Consider the following 20,548-nt stretch of genomic DNA (forward strand, 5'->3'; position numbering starts at 1 on the left):
CGTGCTCGCCGTGCCTGGACGGCTATCCAATGAATATCTCTATATCTTCGTCAGACCCGCTGATTTCGTTGAGCTCATCGATAAGCCGATCGAGGCGCTCAAGGATCCCTTTGCGATGCGACTCTGACGAGGCGCACCAGGCGCGTAGCGCCTCGAGCTCTCGGATGACGTCCGGCAGGTCGCTTCGCTCCAGCGGGAATCCGGCCTCGAACAAGGGGACCCATTGAAGCCCGAGCGCCTCGGCTGCCGGTACCCACATCTCCTTGAACGTGCTCTGCGCAGCGACCGGGACGAGGCGATTCCACCTGGTGTCACCCTGTCGTGAAGTTGTCATCAGAACAACCGACATGGCCCCTCCATTCTACCTCCTTTCCCGCAGCCACGCACCGGCCGCGCTGAACTTCAGGCGTCGAGCGCCGGCCGCGCGACCGGCGCCGGGGCGCGCGTGCGCAGCCAGAAGTACCCCGCCGACGCCGCGAAGAGCGCCGCGCAAATGAACGCGGTCGCGTAGCTGAAGCCGAGGAAGAACTCGAGCCACGACAGCTTCGCCTGGCCGAAGCTCTTGTAGAGCAGCAGCACCACGCTCCCGAGATACCCGAACGCGTCGGCCGCGGTGATCAGGAACCCCGCCGTCGCCACCGAGCCCACCGCCGCGATGAGCCGGTCGAAGAGCACGCAGTTGTACGGCACATACCCCACGTAGAGCCCGAGCCCGACGCTGATCATCCAGCCCACGGGCCCGATGACGCCCGCCTGGTACAGCGCCGTGCTCAGCCCGGCGAGCAGCGCGCCGGCCAGCATCATCCCGTGCACCGCGAGCAGCGCCTTGCGGTTGCTCCGGATCCCCATCATCACCGCCACCGAGAGCAGCGCGCCCATGGCCACGGGGATCTCGGCCGTCGTCAGGATCGCCGGCTGATCGGCGAACCCCAGGGCGTCCCAGATCTCGCGGGCGAAGTTGTCCCGGAAATCTCGGTACGCGGTGAGCACGATGTAGCCGAGGACCAGCGTCGCGAGCCCGCCCGCGTTCGCCAGCACGAACGCGCGCCGCGCGGCGCGATCCATCGGCGCGCGCCGGGTCCGGTGCGCCTCGTCGGTCGCCGTGGGCGGCGGGATCTGCGCGAGCATCCACACCGAGACGAGCAGCGGCAGGAAGAAGAGCGCGCCCGTCACCGCGGGCATCCAGACCTCCGGCACACCCCAGCCGAGGGTGAGCTTGCCGACGGTCTTCACGAAGCCGCTGGCGACGATGAAGCTGGCGCACAGGCCGGCGCCGAGCAGGTCGCTCACGAGCCGGCCCTCAAGGAAGCCGAAGACGAGCCCCCAGACCATGCCGAGCGGCAGCCCGTTCAGCACGAGGAAGAGCGCCGCATACGGGGCGGGGGCGAGCCCGAACAGGACGAGCGCGGCCTCGCTCACGCCGATGCACGCGAGGATCGCGAGGGCGCGCCGCTCGGGCCGCATCTCGGAGACGACCTTGATGCCGAGGAACTTCGAGGCGCAGTACCCGAGCACCTGCGCGATGATGTAGAGGCTCTTCAGATCGAGGTCCGGGAGCAGCGGCAGCGCGACCGCGCCCTTGAAGGTCCCGACCGCGAACGGCTTGCGGAAGGCGTACATGCAGAAGTAGGTCGCGAACGCGGCGAACACGGCGAAGGCCGTGAACACCGGGGCGGGCGCCCGTTCGAGCCATCTCGTCACGCTTCTCTGGGCCGGCATGGGAGCTCCGAAGGAGGCGCGAGGGTAATCGCGGGTGCGCGTCGCGCGCATGAATTTTCGGTGATGCGCGCGGCCGGTTCCCTCCGGCCCGCGTCCGTGCGAGACATGGAGCCTGCGCCGTGACCCGCGGCGCGGCCGGGAGGGCACGCCTTGGGAGATCGATCAGCGCTCGCCGCGAGGAAGATCGCGGAGGACGCCGCGGCCGCGGCCCCTCTGCTCGGCCGGGACGAGCGGCTGCGCGGCGCGGTCGCCCTGCTCGCGCTGGGCCTCGCCGCCGGGGGCGCGAGCGAGCTCTCGTACGAAGGGCTGAAGCAGCGCTTCCGGAGCGCGATGACGCGCGACCCCCTCGACGCGCTGGCGGTGATGCTCGTCGGGTGCTCGACCCTGTTCTACCAGGCCGAGCACGGCGAGAACCCGCGGTGCGCGAGCTTCCTGGACGCGCTCCTCTTCGTCGCGACCTGCGCGTCCGGCGGCTACGCCGACCGGGTCGCGCAGACCGCCGCGGGCAAGGCGATCGCCTCCTTCGCGATGACGATGGGCCCCGCGCTCGCGGCCTCCGCGCTCGGCGCGCCGCAGGGCGCGCAGGACCAGGACCGGGCGATCGTCGAGCGGCTCGACGCGATCCTCGAGGCGCTGCGCGCGCCGAGGTGAGCGCCGGCGGGGCTCGGGGCGCTCACCCGCCCGGCGTCGTCCCCTCGACCGCGCGGAGGACCATGACCAGGCCCTCCGCGGCGTCGCGGCAGAAGTCCGCGTAATCACGCCGCGCCTCGCCCTGCTCCGGCTCGGTGAGCGCGCCGGCGGAGATCATCGCGGGGCCGCAGCCGTCGATGACGTGGAGCCAGATGTCGAGCGCCGCCCCGAAGCCCGGGTCGCCCCGCCGGAAGCGCTCGTCCTGGTCCGTGACGCGGACGGCCTCGAGCCCGTGCGCCGCGAAGCGCCCGGCGAGGTTGTCGGCGAGCGCGTTGTCCATGCCGAGGCCCGCGCGCCACGCGAGGAACGCCGCGTAGAACCGCCGCATCGACGCGGGGGGCTCGGGATCCCAGCGCAGGCGCTCGTGGCTGTAGTCGAGCACGACGACCAGGCCGCCCGGCTTCGCCGCCCGCACCATGCGCGCGAGCGCCTCGTCGAGGCGAGGCACCCACTGGAGCGCGCGCGCCGCGGTCACCACGTCGAACCGCGCCTCGGCGTCGAACGCGAGCACGTCGCGGCACACGAACGACAGGCCGGGCCGGCCGGCGAAGCGCGCCGCCGCCCGCGCGAGGAGGTCCGCGTCCCGGTCGAGGCCGAGGACCTCGCCGCCCGGCTGCACGGCCTCGGCGATGCCCGCGGTGATGGCGCCCGTCCCGCAGCCGACGTCGAGCACCGACTGGCCCGGCCGGAGCAGCTCGGCGAGGCGGCGGTGATCGCCCGCGAGCGTGCGGCGATCGAGGACATCCTTCGACGACTGATGCTGCTGGCCCATGCGCGCGGCATGCTCGAGTCCGGACGCCCGGATGTCAACGCGCCGGCAACATCGCGCCCGGTCCGGAAGGTCGCGGGGCGTGCCGGACACGGCAGCCGGGCTCTGCCGCAGCAGCGGCTCGGCACGGAATGAGCTTGGGAAGAGACCGGGCAGCCCGAGCCGTGGCATCGGGCACCGAGCTCGACAGCACGTCGACGGCGCGAACCGGCGTCCGGGGCAGCTGCTCGGGGTCGTCGCCCGCGGCTTTCCATGGCCCGATCGACAGAGCTCGCGCCGCTGCGAGAGAGAGCATCCGTGGGCTCCCTAGGCACTCTCGGGAGGAGCCCTAACTCGCGATGTCGCTGTGGCACAACGTCTCGATGGGACGCTTTGCCGCTCTGACATGAGGCACTTTGCACCTCGACGCGTGTGCGGCGGGTGTGATCTTCCTGAAAACGGACCGAAACACCGCCCTGCCCGTTCTGGAATACCCCTTGCGACGCGGGGCCGCGCTGGGGCATGGAGGCCTCGGTTCTTCAGGTCACGCGGCGACGGACAGGCGCGCCCGAGCGGGCGGCCCGATCACGGTTGCCCCTCGTGCCCTCGAGCGTCGACTGGACCACGAAAGGGGCGACGCGGTTTCGCTGCCGTGTCGCTCGTGTCGCAAGAAAGGCGGAGGAGTCATGCCGAATCGTCAGGGATGGATCGACGAGGAACATAACGACGGCCGGGGGCGCGACGAGGAGAGGTTTGGGCGACACCAGGGGCAGCGAGGCGATGAGGGGTATCGAGGCGAGCGTGGAGCCTCTGGCGATGCTAGCTACGGGCATCGTGGCAATTACGAGCAAATCGTCCAGCGAGACGATCAGCGCCATGCCCGAGGCGGCCAGGAGGACTTCCGCGGCGGATGGGATCAGCGGGAGTTCGGCGGCCGCGGTCACGAGGGTGAGCGCGGCTACGGCGGCGAGCGCGGCTACGGCGGCGAGCGCGGCTACGGCGGCGAGCGCGGCTGGGAGGGCCGGCAGGATCGCGGCTGGTCCCAGCGCGAGGACGCTGGAGGCCAGCGCCAGGCGTCGGGCGGCTACCGCGATGACTTCCAGCGAGGAGGTCGCGACGATCTTGGCTCCAGGCGTGGCTACGGCGGCGGCCAGGGCGGCTTCGGTGGCGGCCAGGGCGGCTTCGGCGGCGGCCAGGGCGGTTACGGCGGCCAAGGTCACTTCGGCGGCGGCCAGAGCGGCTACGGCGGCCAAGGCGGCTTCGGCGGCGGCCAAGGCGGTTACGGCGGCGGCCAGGGCGGATTCGGCGGCGGCCAGGGCGGCTACGGTGGCGGCCAGGGCAGCTTCGGTGGCCAGGGTGGACTCGGCGGCTACGGCGGCGGCCAGAGCGGATTCGGAGGCAGCCAGGGCGGCCATGGCTACCACGGCGGTCAGGGCCACGTCGGCGGCGATCGCGACTTCGGCGGCGGCCGGGGCGGCCACGGCGATCAGGGGCGCTTCGGCGGCCAGGCTGGATTCGGCGGCGGCCAGGGCGGCTATGGCGGCGGCCAAGGCGGCTTCGGCGGCGGCCAGGGCGGCTATGGCGGTCAGGCCGGATTCGGCGGCAGCCAGGGCGGCTATGGCGGCCAGGGCGGTCTCGGCGGCGGCCAGGGTGGATTCGGTAGCCAGGGTGGATCTGGTGGCAGCCAGGGCGGCTTCGGTGGTCAGGGAGGCTTCGGCGGCGGCCAGCACGAAGGTTACGGAGCCCGGGGCGGCCTCCGGCAGTGGGCCGACGACGAGCGCGGCTGGAGCGAGCGGCGCGGGTACGAGGGCCAGGAGCCCCGCTACCGCGATCAGGGCCATTCCCCTTACCAGTCCGGCGGGCAGGGCTACCAGTCCGGCGGGCAGGGCTACCAGTCCGGCGGGCAGGGCTACCAGTCCGGCCGGCAAGGCTACCAGTCCGGCGGACAGGGCTCCGGCGGCCGGAGCTTCCTCAGCACCGTGGGCGGAGACGTCGGGGGTTCGCGCGGTCGTCCGCCCAAGGGATACAAGCGCTCCGACGAGCGAATCCGGGAGGACATCTGCGACCAGATCTCCGATCACCCGGATCTCGACGCGAGCGACGTCGAGGTGAAGGTGCAGAACGGCGAGGTCGTCCTCACCGGCACCGTCCGCGAGCGCCGCTTCAAGCACCAGCTCGAGACGCTCGCGGAGCGGATCTCGGGCGTGACCGACGTGCGGAACGAGATCCGGCTGTACCGCGAGCAGCAGCAGCAGGGCGAGGCGAAGACGGGCGGGCTGTCGTCGAGCGAGCGCTCGACGACGGGCACGACCGGCGCCGCCGCGGGCACGTCCGGCAGCGCGACCTCGATCGGCGCCACGTCGACGTCGGAGACGAAGAACAACGAGTCGCGCCGGAACGCCTCGTAGCTCCGCCCGCCAGGAGTCCGGCCAGCGGTGGCCGGGCTCCTGCGCACCTGAAGCCCAGCTCCACACGTGGAGATTTCCCTGGCTCCAGGAATCCTCCTAGCGTCGTGTGACGCGCCGATGGACTTTCTCCGTCGCTTCCAGGGCATAAAGAGCGGTAGTCCTGCGCCGGCTGCTGAGCCATCGGGATCCAGCCTCGCCAGCCAGCGCAGCACGGCACGAACCAGCGTCGGGTAAAACCGCGGCGCGCGCGGCAGCGCGCTCGTTCAATCGTGAGCGCCCGGCCATTGCCATGGGCGCGACCCCTTGCGGCTCTCGCCGGGCTCGACGATGCCGGGCGCGGGGCGGCGTCTGCCCGGGGTTGACGCCGCCGCCCAGATGCGGGAACGCTGCAGGCGCCGGGCGAGATCCAGATCGGAACCGAGCCCAAGCTTGCGCTGGTTATCCCTGGACCCGTCTGGAGAATCCGAGGAGAGTCAGAATGAACAGAGCTTGTGCCTTACTATTCGTCGGTCTCATCGCGTGCAGCTACGACGTGGGCGAGCACTTGCCTCTTGGCGAGGAACCTGCTGTCGTCGACGAACACGCGCCCCTGGACGAAGCCGAGTCCGAGCGAGAGAGAGCCGATCTCGCCGGAGGCGAATCCGGGAGCGCGGTCGTGCGGTCCCTGTCGTCGCCGACGAGCCCGATCGGCAACAAATGCAGAGAAAAGTGCGACCAAGATGCGTCGACGTGCGAATCCAAATGTCGCGAGATACCTGAGACAGAAAAAGAGGCTCGTCAACGATGCTGGAGCGGATGCAACGAGGCCTACGGCAGATGCGTCGCCAGTTGCAAATAAATAGCCAATAAACACGCAAGGGGCGAGCGTGGGCCGACGTGCTGCGCGCAGCGCGTCGGCGCTTGTCACAGCGTGCAGATAAGCCGCTGGCCGCGCACGGAGGTCGCGCCGTCGTGTTGCTCGATCCAGGCGACGAGCAGCTTGGTGCCGAGCTGCGCGACGGTCGAGCCGAGGATCTGCGCGCTGCTGCCGTCCGGGAGGGAGAAGACATGCTCCTGCGGGAGCAAGGACTCACCCGTCCGCGTGAACCAGCCCAGATTCACGGTCTTCCCAGGGTGCGGCACCAGCGTCACATACACGTTTTCGCCGTCGCTCATGGGCGGGCCCGGGGGGTTGTACTGGCTCACGTTCTGGAGCTCGAAGACAGGGGTAAAGCCGGGCGGGGGGACCTCGGCGAGCGACGAGAAGTCCCTCACGACGCCTACCTCCGCCGAGACGGCGAGCCTCGGCGGCGGAACGATGTGCGCGATCAAGAGCGTGACCCCATCGCCCTCGGGCAGCGGGAACGCTCCGAAGAAAGACTCCACCTCTTCAGGAGATGGGCTGAACTGGATCTGGCGCGCCACGCCGAGATCGGCGGCGGCGGCGCCCGTCCTGAAGAACGCTTCCCCGGTCGCGCCGTCGTCCAGCAAGAGCAGATGCCGGCCGCTCGTGACCGTGTAGAAGCGCACGTTGAGCGAGGCGTCGGTACGCGGGCCCTGGGCCACCAGGGTCGGCGCAGGCGCGGCCGACCCGCCGACGACGAGCGATCGCGTCGAGCCGCCCGGCGCCTCGCAGGTCGCGGCGTAAAAGATCTCATCGCCCGCTCGGGCGAACGCCATCGACGCGGCGACGCTGGGGCTCGAGCACTCCGGGGCGAGCGCGGGGAACCGCTGGAACGTCCCCTCGGGCGAGACGCCGCCGGCGGTCGTGGGAAAGACGAGCTGCCCGATGTCGGACCCCATCCTGCCCAGCAGGGTCACTTGCCCTCCCGACTCGCGGCCGGTGACGAAGGCCGCTCCGTCGGCGAGCGGGAAATCCGCCTTGGATCCGACAGGGTCCCGGAGCTCGTGCACCGTCCCGATCACGAGCCGGCTCGCCGCCTTGTCGATCACCGAGACGAAGACGCGACCGGGGCCGCTCGCCAGCACGAGCGAGGAGGCGTCGACCTCATGGCCTCCGAGGTCTTCGGACGTGAGGATGTCGAACGGGTCGAGGTCCAGCACGCACGTCGCCTCGGCCGGCTTGCAGACGCCGTCCTGACAGACGCCGCCCGGGCAGTCGGAAGGAACGCTGCACCCTTGGCCGCCGCTCCCCTCTTGGTTCAGCTCCGCGTCGGTGCGCACGCCCGCGACGAGCTGGCAGCCCCCGACGAGCAGAGCGCCCCCGGCGATGACGAGCTTCCATGGTCGCATCTCTCGCATCTCAAAAACTACCTCGCAACGACATCCCCGCCGTTCCCACCCCGACCGCGGGCTGAAGGCGCACCTCCAGCGCCGCCTTCGGCGCGGCCTCGCTCGAGGGCGCGGTCAGGAACACGACCACGCCCGCGATGAGCGCCGCGCCTCCCGCCGCGAACGCCACGTTGGAGATGTTGGCGGTCGTATTGGCGGCTCGATGGAGCTCGATCCCCTCGGCGTCACAACGGGGAGGGTCGTCGTCGGTGCACCCGTGCTGGCTGCGCGCTTCACCGACCTTCAAGAGCGTATCGACGCCGAACACGGCGCCTACCGCGATCCCGGCCAAGCTCACCCCGCCCAGCACGAGCCCCACGGTCTTCTGCGCGCTCCACGAGCTCGCCGCGGGCGCGGCGCTCGTGGCCGCACGCGCGCGCGAGGGCCGCTCCGGCGCGGGCGCGGTGGCCGCTTCCGGCGGGGGCGCGTCCTCGAGCCGAGGGACGCGGACCGTGCTCTGCCCTGCCTTCGGCGCGATCAGCACCTTCGCGCTCCATGCCTTCTTGCCGGGCGCCGCCGCCTCGATCGTATGCTCGCCCGGATCGACCGGGATCGCCGAGCCGAACAGCGCGGCGTCGAGCAGCTTCGTGTTGCGCCGCACCTCGAGCCCCTCGATCCGCGCCTCCGGCGCCACCTCGATGACGAGCCGCGAGAGCTGCGGCTCGAGGAGCCCCGCCCGCCGCGCCGCTTCCTTCGAGCGCCGCGGATCGCCCGCTTTGCGCGCCATCGCCTCGGCGTCGTTGAAGGTCGCCCAGGCGCTCGCCGTCTCCCCATTGAGCTCGTAGCAATCCGCCAGGGCGAGCAGCGTCCCGGCCATCGGATCCAGCTTCTGGCTGGCGACGAGCTTCGAGCACCCGGGGGCGTACCTGCCCTGCTTGATGAGCGCGCGCCCCTCGCGGAAGAGCACGTCGGCGGCCGCCCGGTCCTCGGCGGTCGGGTCCGCGAGGGCGCGCGGCGCGAGCGATAACGAGAGGACCAGCGCACTGACGGCGATGACGCTGCGCTTCACACGCATCGGGCCTGGGCCACGCACCGCCCGGAGGATATCGGCCCCCCTCGCCCTTGTCCCGGTGTCAGCGCCGCTCATCGTACGAAAACGTCGGCTCAGGCTTCGGGGCGCGAGGGCCCTCGGCCGGGGGCTTCGCCCGCACGAGGGGCTTCGTCGCCTTCCGCGTGGCCTTCGCCGTCGCCGTCGCCGAAGGCGAGGTGGGCTCCGCCTGCGCCGTCGCGCTCGCGCCGTGAGAGGCGCTCGTGGAGGGGGGAGCCTGGGGCGCATCGGGCGCCGGCGGGGCCGCGTCCGGCGCCCCCAAGGCGGCCGCCGGCGAGCCTGTCGGAGCGGGGGGAGGCGCCCCCTCCTGCCTCCCCCCGACGAGCGCCGCGAGCGCAGCGCCCGCGACGAGGGCGCCGGCGAAGAGGAGGAGCGCCCGGCGGCGCGGCTTCGCCCCCAGCAGCTCGTACGACGACGAGGTGCTGCGCGGCGGGGACAGGGTGTGCGCCGTCTCCTCCACGGCGTTCGGCGGGAGCGGCGCGGTCTCCTTGGCGGCCTCGGCGCTGGCCGGCGGCGGAGGCGGCTCCATGCGGCGCGCCCCCGGCTCGGCCGTGGATCCCGACAAAGACAGCCGCTGCGTGGCGAGCACGCGCGAGACCCGCTCCGGATAGCCCCGCGCTCGCGCGGGCGCGTGAGGCGCGAGGGCGCGGGCGAACGCTGCCACGTCGCTCCAGCGCTGCTCGCGATCGTGCGTCAAGCACCGCTGGATTGCGGCGTCGAGCTCCGGGGGCACGTCGCTCCGGCGCTCGCGGAGCGGCGTCGGCCGGGCTGCGAGGATGCGCCCGTAGAACTCCGGCAAGCTGTCCGCGTGAAACGGCGTCTGCCCGGCGATGAGCTCGTACAGGAGGACGCCGAGCGCCCAGAGGTCGCTGCGCGCGTCGACGTCCTTCGACGAGATCATCTGCTCGGGCGACATGTAGTAGGGGGAGCCGAGCGTCTGGTCGTCGTCGGTGAGGGCGAGGTCCGCGCCGCTGATCTTCGAGATGCCGAAGTCGAGGACCTTGACGCACGGCGAGCCGCTGACGTCGTGCGTGACGAAGAGGTTCGCCGGCTTCAGGTCGCGGTGCACGATCCCGGCGGCGTGGGCCTCGCCGACGGCCTCGCACGTCTGGAGGACGTACTCCACGGCGTCGTCGAGCGAGAGCGACCCGCGCTCCCTGAGCAACGCGGCGAGATCGCGCCCTTCGAGGAACTCCATGACGATGTACGGCGCCCCGCCCTCGAGGGTGCCGACGTCGAACACGCGGGCGACGTGCTGGCTGCGCAGCCGCACCGCCGCGCGCGCCTCGCGCAGGAAGCGCGCGCGCGCGCCGGCGGCGACGTCGTGGGCCGAGCGCATGAACTTGACGGCGACGCGCTGGTCGAGCTCGACGTGGACCGCCGCGACGACGACCCCCATGCTCCCCGTGCCGAGCAGGCGCTCCACGCGGTACTTGCCCGCCAGGATGTCGCCGGGCTGGACCGGGACGGTGCGCATGGCTCCCCATGTGGTCTCAGCGGCTCCGCGAGGTCAAGCGCCGCTTGATGGCCTCGCGCGCCCGCCGCCGCCCTGAAACTCCCTGGCAACCCCCGCATGCCCGGGGAACCGGGGAAGCGGATGCCGCGGGCCGCAGGAGCGTCCCCGATGTGGGACATGGCGCACAACGGCCTCGCTCTTCTCGGCGATGGCGCCCTCCGGGGCGGAGCGATCGGCGCGGCTCCCACAAACGTGCTTCGTCTCGATTGCGACCTCGATCGTCTCGAGCTCGTCGAGCTCGCTGCCTCTCTCCACCCTCAAGCCCGATATTTCCCTAGCGACGTGAGCGAGATGTGCTCTCCCCGGGCTCGTGCCTTCACCCGTCGATCTCCTCGCCGATCCTCCGGCCCCTCGTTCCGAGGGGCGCTGGTCCCGACAAGGAGGCATATCCCGACCATGGCAACCAAGGCAGCCACCGCCAGGTCATCCAGGATCAACAAGGCTTCATAGACGCGCGGCTCGCGCAGCGGGCGTTTCATGCTGATAGGCGCTCTAGACCGAGCTCCTCCGAGAGGTCGAGTCGCTCTGCGATCGCACCTGCTCTTCGCCGGCAAGCTCGCCCAGCGCGTCATCTGGGCCAGCCGGATCCAGCTCGCCGCCGAGCGCTCCCGGATCCGGGCGACTCGCCACGGGCGCCGGTCCGGCCGTGTCAAGCGTTTTCGGCGGCATCCCGGCCGGCCGAATTTGACCCCATCCCTCCCCTCCCTGTGATCCAATCAGGGGCGCCGGTCGCGGGCGCCGCATCGCGCGTCGTCTCCCCTCCGCCTGCGCCTGCGCCCTGCCCGCGTCTTCCTATGGCCGAGGTGCTCGCCGCTTCGCTCGCGTTCCCCGCCGTGATCTTCACGGTCCTGCTCGCGCTCGCGCTCATCTACTGGCTCTTCGTCGTCCTGGGCGCGCTCGACCTCGACCTGCTCGGCGGCGCCCACGGCGATGCGACGCCCGACCTCGGCGGGCTCGAGGGCGCCGCCAAGGGCGCGCTCGAAGGCGCCGCCAAGGGCGCGCTCGAGGGCGCCGCCAAGGGCTCGCTCGAAGGCACCGCCAAGGGCTCGCTCGAAGGCGCCGACGGCGCGCACGGCGTCGGCGCGCTGCTCGTCGCCCTGGAGCTCCACCGCGTGCCGGCGACCGTGACGCTCACGCTGATCGCGGCGTTCGGCTGGTTCACGAGCGCCCTGTCGACGATGCTCGCCGCGCCGCTCTGGGCCGGCGCCGGGCTGCCCCGCTGGGCGCTCGGCGTCACCGCGCTCGCCGGGTCGCTCGTCGTCGCCGTGCTGCTGACCTCGCTCGCGGTGCGGCCCCTCGCGCCGCTCTTCGTGACCCGGCACGCGACGTCGAAGAAGGACCTCGTGGGCCGCGTGTGCGTCGTCTCCACCGGGCGCGTCGACGAGCGCTTCGGCCAGGCCGTGATCGACGAGGGCGGCGCGAGCCACATCCTCGACGTCCGGTGCGACACGCCCGGCGCCCTCCGCCGAGGCGACCGCGCGCTGCTCGTGAGCTGGGACCCCGACGGCGAGGTCTTCGGCGTCGAGCCGCTCGACGGCCTGCTGGGCCCACCCCCGCCCCTCGCCGAGCGGCTTGCGTCCCGCGTGGAAGCTCCCCCGGACGGGGCCGACGACGAGGCCATCCCCGCGGCGCGCGCCAGGAACGAGCACCGGCGCGGCGGCTGAACGCCGCTTTCGCGCTGCTGGTTTCGTGTACGCTCTCCCCCGAGGGGGCATCGTGCGGCCCCCGACCCGGCTCGGAGCGGGCCCGGGCGTCGCTCCTCGCTGGCGCGAGGATCAGCGCCCTCCCCTCCGCCGAACCGCGAAGGAGATGCGCGTGCCCACTGTGACCGTCCCCCTCATCCTCGTCCTCGTCGGTGTCCTCGCCTTCGTCGCCCTCGGGATGCTGGTCATGTACGCCAAGTTCTACCGCCAGGTGGATCAGGGCAAGGCGCTGATCATCAACACACGAGGCCAGGACCCCATCGTCACCTTCACCGGGACCCTCGTCCTGCCGATCATCCACCGCGCCGAGTACATGGATATCTCGGTCAAGACGATCGAGATCGACCGGCGCGGCAAGGAGGGGCTCATCTGCAAGGACAACATCCGCGCGGACATCAAGGTCACCTTCTTCGTGCAGGTGAACAAGACGCAGGACGACGTGCGCACGGTCGCGCGGACCATCGGCTGCGCCCGCGCCTCGAACCCGGAGACGCTCGAGCAGCTGTTCGCCGCGAAGTTCTCCGAGGCGCTCAAGACCGTGGGCAAGCGCCTGAACTTCGAGGACCTCTACAAGGAGCGGCAGAAGTTCAAGGACGACATCATCGACGTCATCGGCAAGGATCTGAGCGGGTTCGTGCTCGCGGACGCGGCGATCGACTACCTGGAGCAGACGCCCATCGAGCTGCTCGACAAGGACAACATCATGGATGCCGAGGGCATCCGGAAGATCACCGAGCTCACGGTCGCGCAGAACGTGCTGACGAACGAGCTCCGCCAGAAGGAGCGGATGGAGATCGGCAGCCAGAACCTGAACTCCGACGAGGCGATCTTCCGCTTCGAGCAGCGCCGGGCCGAGGCCGAGGCGAAGAAGGCGAAGGAGATCGCGGTGGCGCAGGCGCGCGAGCAGAACGAGGCCGCCCGCATCACGAGCGACGAGCGCAAGAAGACGGTGCTCCTCCAGGAGAAGAACGACGAGGAGGCGTTCGTCGCCCGCGAGGCGAAGGAGCGCGGCGTCCAGGTCGCCCAGAAGAACAAGGAGCGCGAGGTCGCGGTCGAGACCGAGCGCGTCTCGAAGGCGCGGGAGCTCGAGATCGTGAGCCGCGAGCGCGACGTGTCGCTCCAGAAGATCGCCCGCGAGAAGGAGATCGAGCTCCAGAAGAAGGACATCGCCGACGTGGTCCGGGCGCGGATCGCGGTCGAGAAGACGGTGGCCGAGGAGGAGGAGCGGATCAAGGACGTGCGCGCCGTGGCCGAGGCGACGCGCCTCAAGGACGTGACGCGCATCAACGCCGAGGCGGAGGCGCAGGAGCAGCTCGTCAAGCAGATCAAGGGGGCCGAGGCGAGCGAGGAGGCGGCGAAGTTCCGGGCGCGCGAGAAGCTCGTCATCGCGGACGCCGAGCTCGAGGCGAGCGACAAGGCGGCGCGCGCGAAGATCCGCCTGGCCGAGGGCGTGCAGGCCGAGTCGGCGGCCGAGGGGCTGGCGCGCATCCGGGTGAAGGAGGCCGACGCGCAGGCGATCGAGAAGCAGGGGTTCGCCGAGGCGCGCGTGGCGCTCGAGAAGATGAACGCCGCCGCGGTCGGCGAGGAGAAGCAGGGCCTCGCGCGGGTGCTCGTGAAGGAGGCGGAGGCGCAGGCGATCGAGAAGCAGGGGCGGGCCGAGGCGCTCGTCGCGCGGGAGCGGCTGCTCGCCGAGGCCGCGGGCATCGAGCAGAAGGGGCTCGCGGCCGCGAGGACGCGCGAGGCGGAGGCGCTGGCGCTCGAGAAGACGGGCCTGGCGGAGGCGACCGCGATCAAGCAGCGGCTCCTGGCCGAGGCGGCCGGCACGGCGGAGAAGGCCGCGGCCATGAAGGCGCTCGACGGGGTCGGCAGGGAGCACGAGGAGTTCCGCCTGCGGCTCGAGAAGGAGCGGGCGGTGGAGCTCGAGTCGCTGCGCATCCGCGCCGAGATCGCGCGGGCGCAGGCGGAGGTCCTGCGGGGCGCGTTCGAGCACGCGAAGATCAACATCGTGGGCGGGGACGGGGCGTTCTTCGATCGGTTCGTCAAGGCGGTCACGCTCGGCCAGTCGGTCGACGGGATGGTCGACCAGAGCGCGACGGTGCGCGCGCTGGTCGGCGACTACCTGAACGGCAACGCGAGCCTGCCCGAGGACCTGAAGCAGCTCGTCGCGCACCCCTCGCCGCTCGCGAGGTCCGCGGACGGCACGCTGTCGGGGATGCTGACGTCGCTCTTGCCGAGCGCGGACGCGGACGGGAAGAAGAAGATCGAGGCGCTGGCGCAGAAGGCGCGGGAGCTGGGGCTCGATCAGCTGGCGCAACGGCCCCCGCGGACCTGAGGGGAGCCGAGGCCGACGCGGCGCTCGGCGTCGCGTGGGTTACGTGTGGCGTCCCGGTCTCTCGTCTCCCGTCTCCCGTCTCCCGTCTCCCCTCTTCCGTCTCCCGTCCCCCGTGCTCGTCTTCGTGCGCGTGCGCGTGCGCGTGCGCGTGTTCGTGCTCGTTCGTGCACGGACCGGAGCGAGCACGGGAACGCGCACGCGCACGCGCACGCGCACGAGGAGGGAAGACGGAAGACGGAAGACGGAAGACGGAAGAGGGGAGACGGAAGACGGAAGAGGGGAGACGGAGGACGGAAGACGGAGGTTCCGCGCTCGCGAGGGGCGGAGCTCGCGCGGGTTATTGTCTCTTGGTCACGTAGGTCAGGGCGGCGAGGCACATCTCGTCGAGCGTGCTCTCGCCGAGGCGAACGTCCACCGGGCCAGGCATGTTCTGCTCCTGGAGCGCCTTCACGAGGAACGGATTGCTGTTCGAGTTGTTGTACGTGCAGCGCATCGTGAGCAGATCGCCCCCGTGGATGCGCGGGAGCTCCTCGATGGGCGCGTCGTAGAGAAACCCGCGCTGCCACGAGAAATCCCACCTCGGCGTCTGCACGAGGCACAGCTTGTCAGCGTTGTCGGGATCGCCCCGCGTGTGCTCCAGGGTGACCTTCATGTCCGTTCCCACATAGTGCATGTGGGTTCCGGCGCCATAGAGGTACATCTCCGCGGCAGACACCGACTCGGGCATCCGGAACTGCATGGTCTCGACGTGATCCTCCGCGCCGGCCGGGATCAAGAACTCGACGCCGTTCGCGTCGTTCGACCCGGGCAAGAGGCCGCCGTTCCCCTCCTCCGACGACTCGAAGTTGCCGATCAGCGCGACCCCCATCGCGTACTCCGGCACCCCCTTCGTGAAGCGCATCTGGAGGCGCGTCGTGTCCGGGTCCGCGGTCGTCCCCGCCGGGTGGTAATGCACCTGCATCACCAGCCGCGCGCCGGCCGGGAGCTCGGCGCCGATGTTCGGCTCGAACTCCAGCGGGACGCCCCCCGGCGCCCACGCCGCCACGAGCTCGCCCGAGAAGCCGGGGCCGCCGAAGCAATCGTATCCCCCGTGCTCGTCCGCGAGCTCGTCCGCCGCGCCCTCCCGGTCGAGGAACACGAGCGCGTGGTGCACCACCTTGCTGTTGCCAGGGACGATGTGCACGCCGTTGATGTAACGCGTCTCCGTGAGACCAGGGTCCATCACGAAACACCGGAACTGGTCGGCATCGCCGCTCGCGACGAACGGCTCCTCCGGCGCGACCTCCAGCTCGACGCCCCTGAGCCCGCCGGCGCCGGGGACGAACGGCGGCGGGGCGTCGGCAGGATCCCCCTCGGGGCTGCCCGCCGCAGACCACGCCTCGAGGACGGCGATCTCGGCCTCGCTCAGCCGGAGATCATCCTTCCAGCCGTACGGGGGCTGGCACTCGTCGGTCTCCTCCGCCCCCCACGGCGGCATCGTGCGCTCCCGCGTCGCGTGCGCCATCAGGCCCGCCACCGCGCGCGCTTCCTCGTACGTCGTGAGCCCGAACGGGGCGATGTTCCCCGGGGAATGGCAGCTCATGCAGTGCTTCTGCAAGAGCGGCTCGACGTCGCGGTGGAATGTCGGCGACGTCCCCGCCGAGCCCGGCGCCTCCTCGCCGGAGCAACCCAGGAGCAGCGCCGGCAGGAACGCCAGCGACGTGAGCACGAACGACATCGACTTTCGCATGAAACTCCTTCTCAACAGCGTCCGCCGCGCAGACGCGCCGTCGGGGTCGTGATGGCCTCATCGCGCAGCGGCGCGCCGGCTGGGCCGGAGCAGCCGACGAAGAATCGTAGGGCAGCCTACGATCGGTGCGGCATGTCCGGAGACGGAAGGCGACCACGGGGGGCGCAGAATAGTTCCCGACGAGACCCGAGGCCCCGACGAAAACGTGCGCGCCGCGGAGATCTGGAGAAGCAGGGGCCTGCCGAGGCGCGCGTGGCGCTCGAGACGAGGAACGCCGCCGCCGTCGGCGAGGAGAAGCAGGGCCTCGCGCGGGTGCCCGCGGCGCCGACCCAGGAGGCGCGGGAGCCCGGTCCTGCTGAGCTCGCCACGCGAGGCCCGCGCGCCCGAGCGGCGCCGCGAGGGCCCCCCTCGCCTCACGCCTTGATGGCGTCGAGCTCCCCCGGATTGCTGATCCCGGGCCCGTCGACGACCTTGCCTGCGCCGTCCGTGGTGAACGACGGAGCGCTGCCGCCGAAGCCCGCCGAGACCGCATCCGACACGCCGAAGCGATCGACCGGTTCCCAGTCGGGCATCCCGGCGCCGAGCGCGTTGATCAAGGTCGTGTAGAGCTTGTTCAACGGGACGGTCCCGCCCGACGAGCCGGTGTTGCCGCTGTTGTCCTCGCCCTCCGCGCCGGTCGCGCAGCTGGCCTCGCTGTTGCCCACCGCGAGGTTCCCGCCCGCGAGGTTCACCGAGACGCCCTGCTTGAGGTAGCCGCCGGCGCTCCCGGCGATCACGATGGGCAGGTTGTTGTTGTTGTGCGCGTTGCCGTCGGCGAGCTCCGGCAGCCACATGACCGCGGAGTTGTCGAGCATGGTGCCGTCCCCCTCCTCGATGCTGTCGATGGTCTTGACCAGCCTGGCAAAGCGGCCCGCGTACCAGCGGTCGATCTCGTGGATCTGCTCGAGGACGCCGCTCACGCACTGGCCGCCGGTGGCGGCGCTCCCGTTCCGGTGCGAGAGCCCGTGATGATCGTGGGTGTGGGCGATGCCATCCCAATTGAACGTCACGTAGCCCGGCCACTGGAGCACGATGGATCGGTTGCTGTCGCACATCATCGTGAGGGCGATGAGGCGGATCATCATCTCGCTGCCCAGCGTGTACACCTTCTCGCTGTTGGGGAAGCCGCCGCCGCGGGCAGGATAGCCCGCCTCGGTGAGCGCGGCGTCCGTGACGCCGAGCGCGACCGCGGCCTCCTCGGTGCAGGCCGAGGGGACGACCTGCTGCTCCGTCTCGCGGAGCAGCGAGAGCCAGTCGTCGACCTTCCTCCGATCGGGGCCGCTCATCTTGCGGGCCTTGAAGGCGTTCAGGTCGGCGCTCACCAGATCGATGATGCTCTCGCCGCGCGCCACGCGATGATCCGCCTCGGTCTCGGCGCCGCTCGTGAAGAGCCCGGTCAGGCTGCTGTACACCGTGCGAGCGTTGGTCACCGGAGCGTACGGCGTCTTCGACGCCGAGTACGACACGATGCCCTTGACGTTCGTGAACGCGTTGCCGACGGAGAGCACGAGCGGGGACTTGTTGGTGCCCTGGTTGAAGCGCTGCGCGATCTCGTGGTCGAGCGAGTGCGACAGCGCCCAGTGCTCCCCGGCGGGATCGAGCGGGGCGCAGGTCAGCTTGCTGCCCATGCCCTGATCGTGGGGATCGAAATGCACCACCCCGTCCACCTTGTTGTTGAAGCCGTTCAGGGGCATCGCGAGCCCGCGCGGGAAGAGCAGCTTCGACGCGAAGGGGGCGAGCGGCGCGAGGGTCCGGGGCTTCCCGTCCGCCTGCACCGCCTCCAGGGACGCCGCGGTGACGCTCCCGGACCCGTTCTCGATCGTCGGGAACCAGCGGTTCGTCAGGCAACCGTTGTTGGTGTAGAAGATCACCAGGCGCCGCGGCGACGGGACCTCCTGCGCTCGCGCAGAGCGGACGAGCGAATTCAAGAAGGGGACCGCGAGCGCTGCGCCACCAATTCCGCGTAGGAATAGCCTTCGGTTCACGGCGCCACCTCCGTCTGTAGTGCACGAACTCGGAACGATTGACTCTGTGTGAGGTCCGCGATCAGGTCGAGCACGGTGTAGCCGCCCTGGGTGAGCTTGGCGGTCAGCTCGTCCACGGTGCAGGCGTCTTCGCTGTTGACCTCGCGCTCGTAGGCGAACGAGACCCACTTTCTCACGTAGCATTTCTGCGCTTCCGGCGAGCTCGCGATGGCCTCGGAGAGCGCCACCGGGCCGTCGAGCTCCACGACGCTCTCGCCCATGTCGACGCTCACCCGCGTGTCGATGGGCGCGCCCGAGAACGACTCCGTCTGCTGGTAGGCCCCCACGGCGTCGTACGCCTCGAGCGCGAAGCCCGTCGGGTTGATGTACGTGTGATGGCAGAACTTGCACGCGTCGGGCGACGTCTGGGCGTCGACGCGAGCGCGGTTGGTCGTGAGGCTTTCGTCCGTGGGCAGCGGCGTGCCCTCCACCATCGGCGGCGGCGGCGGGATGTCCGCGCACAGGACCTCCTTCTGCAGGAACGCGCCGCGCAGGATGGGCGACGTTCGGTCGTACCCCGAGTGCGACACCAGAAAGCCGAGGCGCGTGAAGAGCCCCGAGCGCTGCGTCGGGTCGAGCTCGACCGGCACGAGCTCCGCGCCGTTGAACTGCGCGGGATCCAGGCCGTAGAGCGGCGCCAGGGAGGCGTTGACGAAGCCGACCGGCGTGGTGACGAGCTCCTGGAACGTCCCGGCCTGGTCGAAGACCACGTGCTCGATGAAGCGCTCGGTCTCCTCCGACAAGAGGGGGACCATCGAAGCGTCGAAGTCCGGGAAGGCGGCCGGATCGCGCTGGATGTTCGACCAGCGGGTGCCAGGGCCCATGTGCAGGTAGTGCTCGTGGAAGGCCTTGACCATGCCGCGGCTCTTGGGATCCGCCAGCATGCGCCGCGCCTGCGCGAGGATCTGCTCCGGCGTGAGCAGCGCGTCGGCGTCCGCGGCGGCGAACAGCTCGTCGTCCGGCATGCTCCCCCACAGCAGGTACGAGAGGCGCGACGCCACTTCGTGGCTGTTCAGCGCGAAGTACTCGCCGTCGGGCGTCTCGTTGATCTCCGCGCGCATCAGGAAGGAGGGTGAGACCAGGAACCCTTCGATGAGCAGCTGGGCGCCCTCCTCGAACGAGCCGGTCTCCGTGAGCTCCGCGCGGCGGGCATAGAGGGCCTGAAAGCGCCCCCTCTCCTCGTCGGTGAGCGGGCGCCGGAAGGCGCGCCGTCCCAGCGTATCGATGAGCTGGTGCGCGCACGCGGTGCCGTCGCCCTCCGGGGTGCAGGGGATGGTCTTGGCGCGCGCGCCCGAGTCCGCCATCACCGCCGCCGCCACCGTCTCTGCCGCAGTTTTGTACCCGTCCCACGCGCGCTGATCGACGCTCCCGACGCCGTCCGGCGCCAGCATCGACGAAGGCTGGCTGTCGATGCCGACCAGATCGCGAACCGTGTTGTCGTACTGCGCCTTGGTCAGGCGCGGCAGCGCCGACGTCCGCGGGACGCCCGGCACGCACACCGTCGGCTCGACGCCGGGGCCGGCGCCCGCCCCGCCGCTCCCGCCGGTGCCGCCGGTGCCGCCGGCGGCGCCAGGCCCGCTGCCAGGCCCGGCGCCAGGCCCGCTGCTCTCCTCTTCGTCATCCAGGCCGCCGATGTTCGCGATGCAACCGAGCATCGCCGCGCAGCTCGTCGTGAACAGCGCAGGAACGATGAATCGCCTCGCCCACGTGAACATAGCACTCACCTCGTCCGGGGGGCGCTTACATCGGCCATCGCCCAGACATAGAATGCCTTGTCATGGGCTGCAGATCACTCCTTTTCTCGCATTTTCGTTATGGCGCAAGTTTGTTTTCCGCGCCGAAATCCCCTTGGGCAAAACGTTGTAAAGGGCGGCGTCCGGACGCGCCTCGGTCCAGGGGACCCGCGGCTCGCTCGTGCTGCTGAAATGGCCTGAGGAGAGCTTCACGGCGTGATGAATCGCGACGGAGCGCTCCCGACGGACCCGGGTCACGCTCGGCCGACAGCGGGTTTGCGCGAGCGCACGCCGCGCGAGCGTCCCGGAGCCGTGGTGGCGCGCGGAGACACCGACGTTGTGGAGGCGGTCGCCCGCGCCGATGAGGTTCGACCCGCGGAGTTGGGCAGGACGCGCCGCGCGCCTTGCCGCTGAAGAGAGGTCAGGACCCGACCACCCTTGGCGTCGTGGACGATCCGGCGCGACCCCGGAGAGCCGGTCGAGCTGGGCAGGCGCCGGCGACGCGCCGTTCGGCCCCGCGTGCGTCAAACTGCCGCTGGCGCCCCGCCGCCCGAGGAACGCGGCGCGTCCACGCGGCCAGCGGGGTGA

14 protein-coding genes and 1 pseudogene are annotated in these 20,548 nt (G+C 71.1%); 4 read left to right on the forward strand and 11 right to left on the reverse strand.

Annotated elements, in window-relative coordinates; all coding sequences use genetic code 11:
- Window positions 1-22: 22 nt before the first annotated feature.
- Both WME83_RS32295 and WME83_RS32300 read right to left on the reverse strand, forming a co-directional pair.
- The gene (locus WME83_RS32295) at window positions 23-349 is read right to left on the reverse strand and encodes a hypothetical protein (RefSeq protein WP_437313555.1); all 327 of its coding nucleotides are present in this window, start codon (window positions 347-349) and stop codon (window positions 23-25) included.
- A 53-nt stretch (window positions 350-402) separates the two neighbouring features.
- Entirely contained in the window at window positions 403-1,719 is a 1,317-nt protein-coding gene (locus tag WME83_RS32300) for a DUF5690 family protein (RefSeq protein WP_437313556.1), read from the reverse strand.
- A gap of 150 nt (window positions 1,720-1,869) precedes the next feature.
- Between WME83_RS32300 and WME83_RS32305 the strand changes: the two genes are divergently transcribed.
- Window positions 1,870-2,370, forward strand: a complete 501-nt coding sequence (locus WME83_RS32305; protein ID WP_437313557.1) for an ion channel — start codon at window positions 1,870-1,872, stop codon at window positions 2,368-2,370.
- 22 nt (window positions 2,371-2,392) lie between these two features.
- Here the strand turns inward: WME83_RS32305 and WME83_RS32310 are convergent, their stop codons facing one another.
- Window positions 2,393-3,181, reverse strand: a complete 789-nt coding sequence (locus tag WME83_RS32310; RefSeq protein ID WP_437313558.1) for a class I SAM-dependent methyltransferase — start codon at window positions 3,179-3,181, stop codon at window positions 2,393-2,395.
- A gap of 515 nt (window positions 3,182-3,696) precedes the next feature.
- Window positions 3,697-4,998, reverse strand: coding sequence for a hypothetical protein (locus WME83_RS32315; protein WP_437313559.1), 1,302 nt, complete (start codon window positions 4,996-4,998; stop codon window positions 3,697-3,699).
- A 138-nt stretch (window positions 4,999-5,136) separates the two neighbouring features.
- Between WME83_RS32315 and WME83_RS32320 the strand changes: the two genes are divergently transcribed.
- Window positions 5,137-5,565 (forward strand): BON domain-containing protein, encoded by a 429-nt coding sequence (locus WME83_RS32320; protein WP_437313560.1) that lies wholly within the window; start codon window positions 5,137-5,139, stop codon window positions 5,563-5,565.
- Window positions 5,566-6,468: 903 nt separating this feature from the next.
- Here the strand turns inward: WME83_RS32320 and WME83_RS32325 are convergent.
- Genes WME83_RS32325 through WME83_RS32335 form a run of 3 tightly spaced genes read right to left on the reverse strand, consistent with a single transcriptional unit; the run spans window position 6,469 to window position 10,361 of the window.
- Window positions 6,469-7,797 carry a hypothetical protein gene (locus tag WME83_RS32325; protein WP_437313561.1) on the reverse strand — a complete coding sequence of 443 codons (1,329 nt, stop codon included), beginning with the start codon at window positions 7,795-7,797 and terminating at the stop codon, window positions 6,469-6,471.
- Window positions 7,798-7,807: 10 nt separating this feature from the next.
- Window positions 7,808-8,851 (reverse strand): hypothetical protein, encoded by a 1,044-nt coding sequence (locus WME83_RS32330; RefSeq protein ID WP_437313562.1) that lies wholly within the window; start codon window positions 8,849-8,851, stop codon window positions 7,808-7,810.
- A gap of 58 nt (window positions 8,852-8,909) precedes the next feature.
- Entirely contained in the window at window positions 8,910-10,361 is a 1,452-nt protein-coding gene (locus WME83_RS32335; RefSeq protein ID WP_437313563.1) for a serine/threonine-protein kinase, read from the reverse strand.
- Window positions 10,362-11,194: 833 nt separating this feature from the next.
- On the opposite strand from WME83_RS32335, the gene WME83_RS32340 reads away from it, so the two are divergent.
- The gene (locus tag WME83_RS32340) at window positions 11,195-12,064 is read left to right on the forward strand and encodes a glycine zipper family protein (RefSeq protein WP_437313564.1); all 870 of its coding nucleotides are present in this window, start codon (window positions 11,195-11,197) and stop codon (window positions 12,062-12,064) included.
- A 145-nt stretch (window positions 12,065-12,209) separates the two neighbouring features.
- Window positions 12,210-14,435 (forward strand): hypothetical protein, encoded by a 2,226-nt coding sequence (locus tag WME83_RS32345; RefSeq protein WP_437313565.1) that lies wholly within the window; start codon window positions 12,210-12,212, stop codon window positions 14,433-14,435.
- A 223-nt stretch (window positions 14,436-14,658) separates the two neighbouring features.
- Here WME83_RS32345 and WME83_RS32350 read toward each other — a convergent pair.
- The 4 genes and pseudogenes from WME83_RS32350 to WME83_RS32365 all read right to left on the reverse strand — a co-directional run.
- Window positions 14,659-14,736, reverse strand: a pseudogene (locus WME83_RS32350) (hypothetical protein); the annotation flags it as partial.
- A gap of 36 nt (window positions 14,737-14,772) precedes the next feature.
- Complete coding sequence (locus tag WME83_RS32355) at window positions 14,773-16,164, reverse strand: hypothetical protein (protein ID WP_437313566.1); 1,392 nt, start codon at window positions 16,162-16,164, stop codon at window positions 14,773-14,775.
- Window positions 16,165-16,577: 413 nt separating this feature from the next.
- The gene (locus WME83_RS32360) at window positions 16,578-18,074 is read right to left on the reverse strand and encodes a DUF1552 domain-containing protein (protein WP_437313567.1); all 1,497 of its coding nucleotides are present in this window, start codon (window positions 18,072-18,074) and stop codon (window positions 16,578-16,580) included.
- Window positions 18,075-18,184: 110 nt separating this feature from the next.
- Window positions 18,185-19,942, reverse strand: coding sequence for a DUF1592 domain-containing protein (locus tag WME83_RS32365; RefSeq protein ID WP_437313568.1), 1,758 nt, complete (start codon window positions 19,940-19,942; stop codon window positions 18,185-18,187).
- Window positions 19,943-20,548: the final 606 nt, after the last annotated feature.

The sequence above is a fragment of the Sorangium sp. So ce385 genome, assembly GCF_051474135.1.
Classification (GTDB): domain Bacteria; phylum Myxococcota_A; class Polyangia; order Polyangiales; family Polyangiaceae; genus Sorangium; species Sorangium cellulosum_D.

Excerpts from the sequence above, each read along its gene's own strand:
- WME83_RS32345 (WP_437313565.1), top strand. The coding sequence starts at position 12,210 with ATGCGCGTGCCCACTGTGACCGTCCCCCTCATCCTCGTCCTCGTCGGT.
- WME83_RS32355 (WP_437313566.1), bottom strand. The coding sequence starts at position 16,164 with ATGCGAAAGTCGATGTCGTTCGTGCTCACGTCGCTGGCGTTCCTGCCG.
- WME83_RS32335 (WP_437313563.1), bottom strand. The coding sequence starts at position 10,361 with ATGCGCACCGTCCCGGTCCAGCCCGGCGACATCCTGGCGGGCAAGTAC.
- WME83_RS32340 (WP_437313564.1), top strand. The coding sequence starts at position 11,195 with ATGGCCGAGGTGCTCGCCGCTTCGCTCGCGTTCCCCGCCGTGATCTTC.
- WME83_RS32300 (WP_437313556.1), bottom strand. The coding sequence starts at position 1,719 with ATGCCGGCCCAGAGAAGCGTGACGAGATGGCTCGAACGGGCGCCCGCC.
- WME83_RS32310 (WP_437313558.1), bottom strand. The coding sequence starts at position 3,181 with ATGGGCCAGCAGCATCAGTCGTCGAAGGATGTCCTCGATCGCCGCACG.
- WME83_RS32315 (WP_437313559.1), bottom strand. The coding sequence starts at position 4,998 with ATGGCCCTGATCGCGGTAGCGGGGCTCCTGGCCCTCGTACCCGCGCCG.
- WME83_RS32330 (WP_437313562.1), bottom strand. The coding sequence starts at position 8,851 with ATGCGTGTGAAGCGCAGCGTCATCGCCGTCAGTGCGCTGGTCCTCTCG.
- WME83_RS32295 (WP_437313555.1), bottom strand. The coding sequence starts at position 349 with ATGTCGGTTGTTCTGATGACAACTTCACGACAGGGTGACACCAGGTGG.
- WME83_RS32365 (WP_437313568.1), bottom strand. The coding sequence starts at position 19,942 with ATGTTCACGTGGGCGAGGCGATTCATCGTTCCTGCGCTGTTCACGACG.
- WME83_RS32325 (WP_437313561.1), bottom strand. The coding sequence starts at position 7,797 with ATGCGACCATGGAAGCTCGTCATCGCCGGGGGCGCTCTGCTCGTCGGG.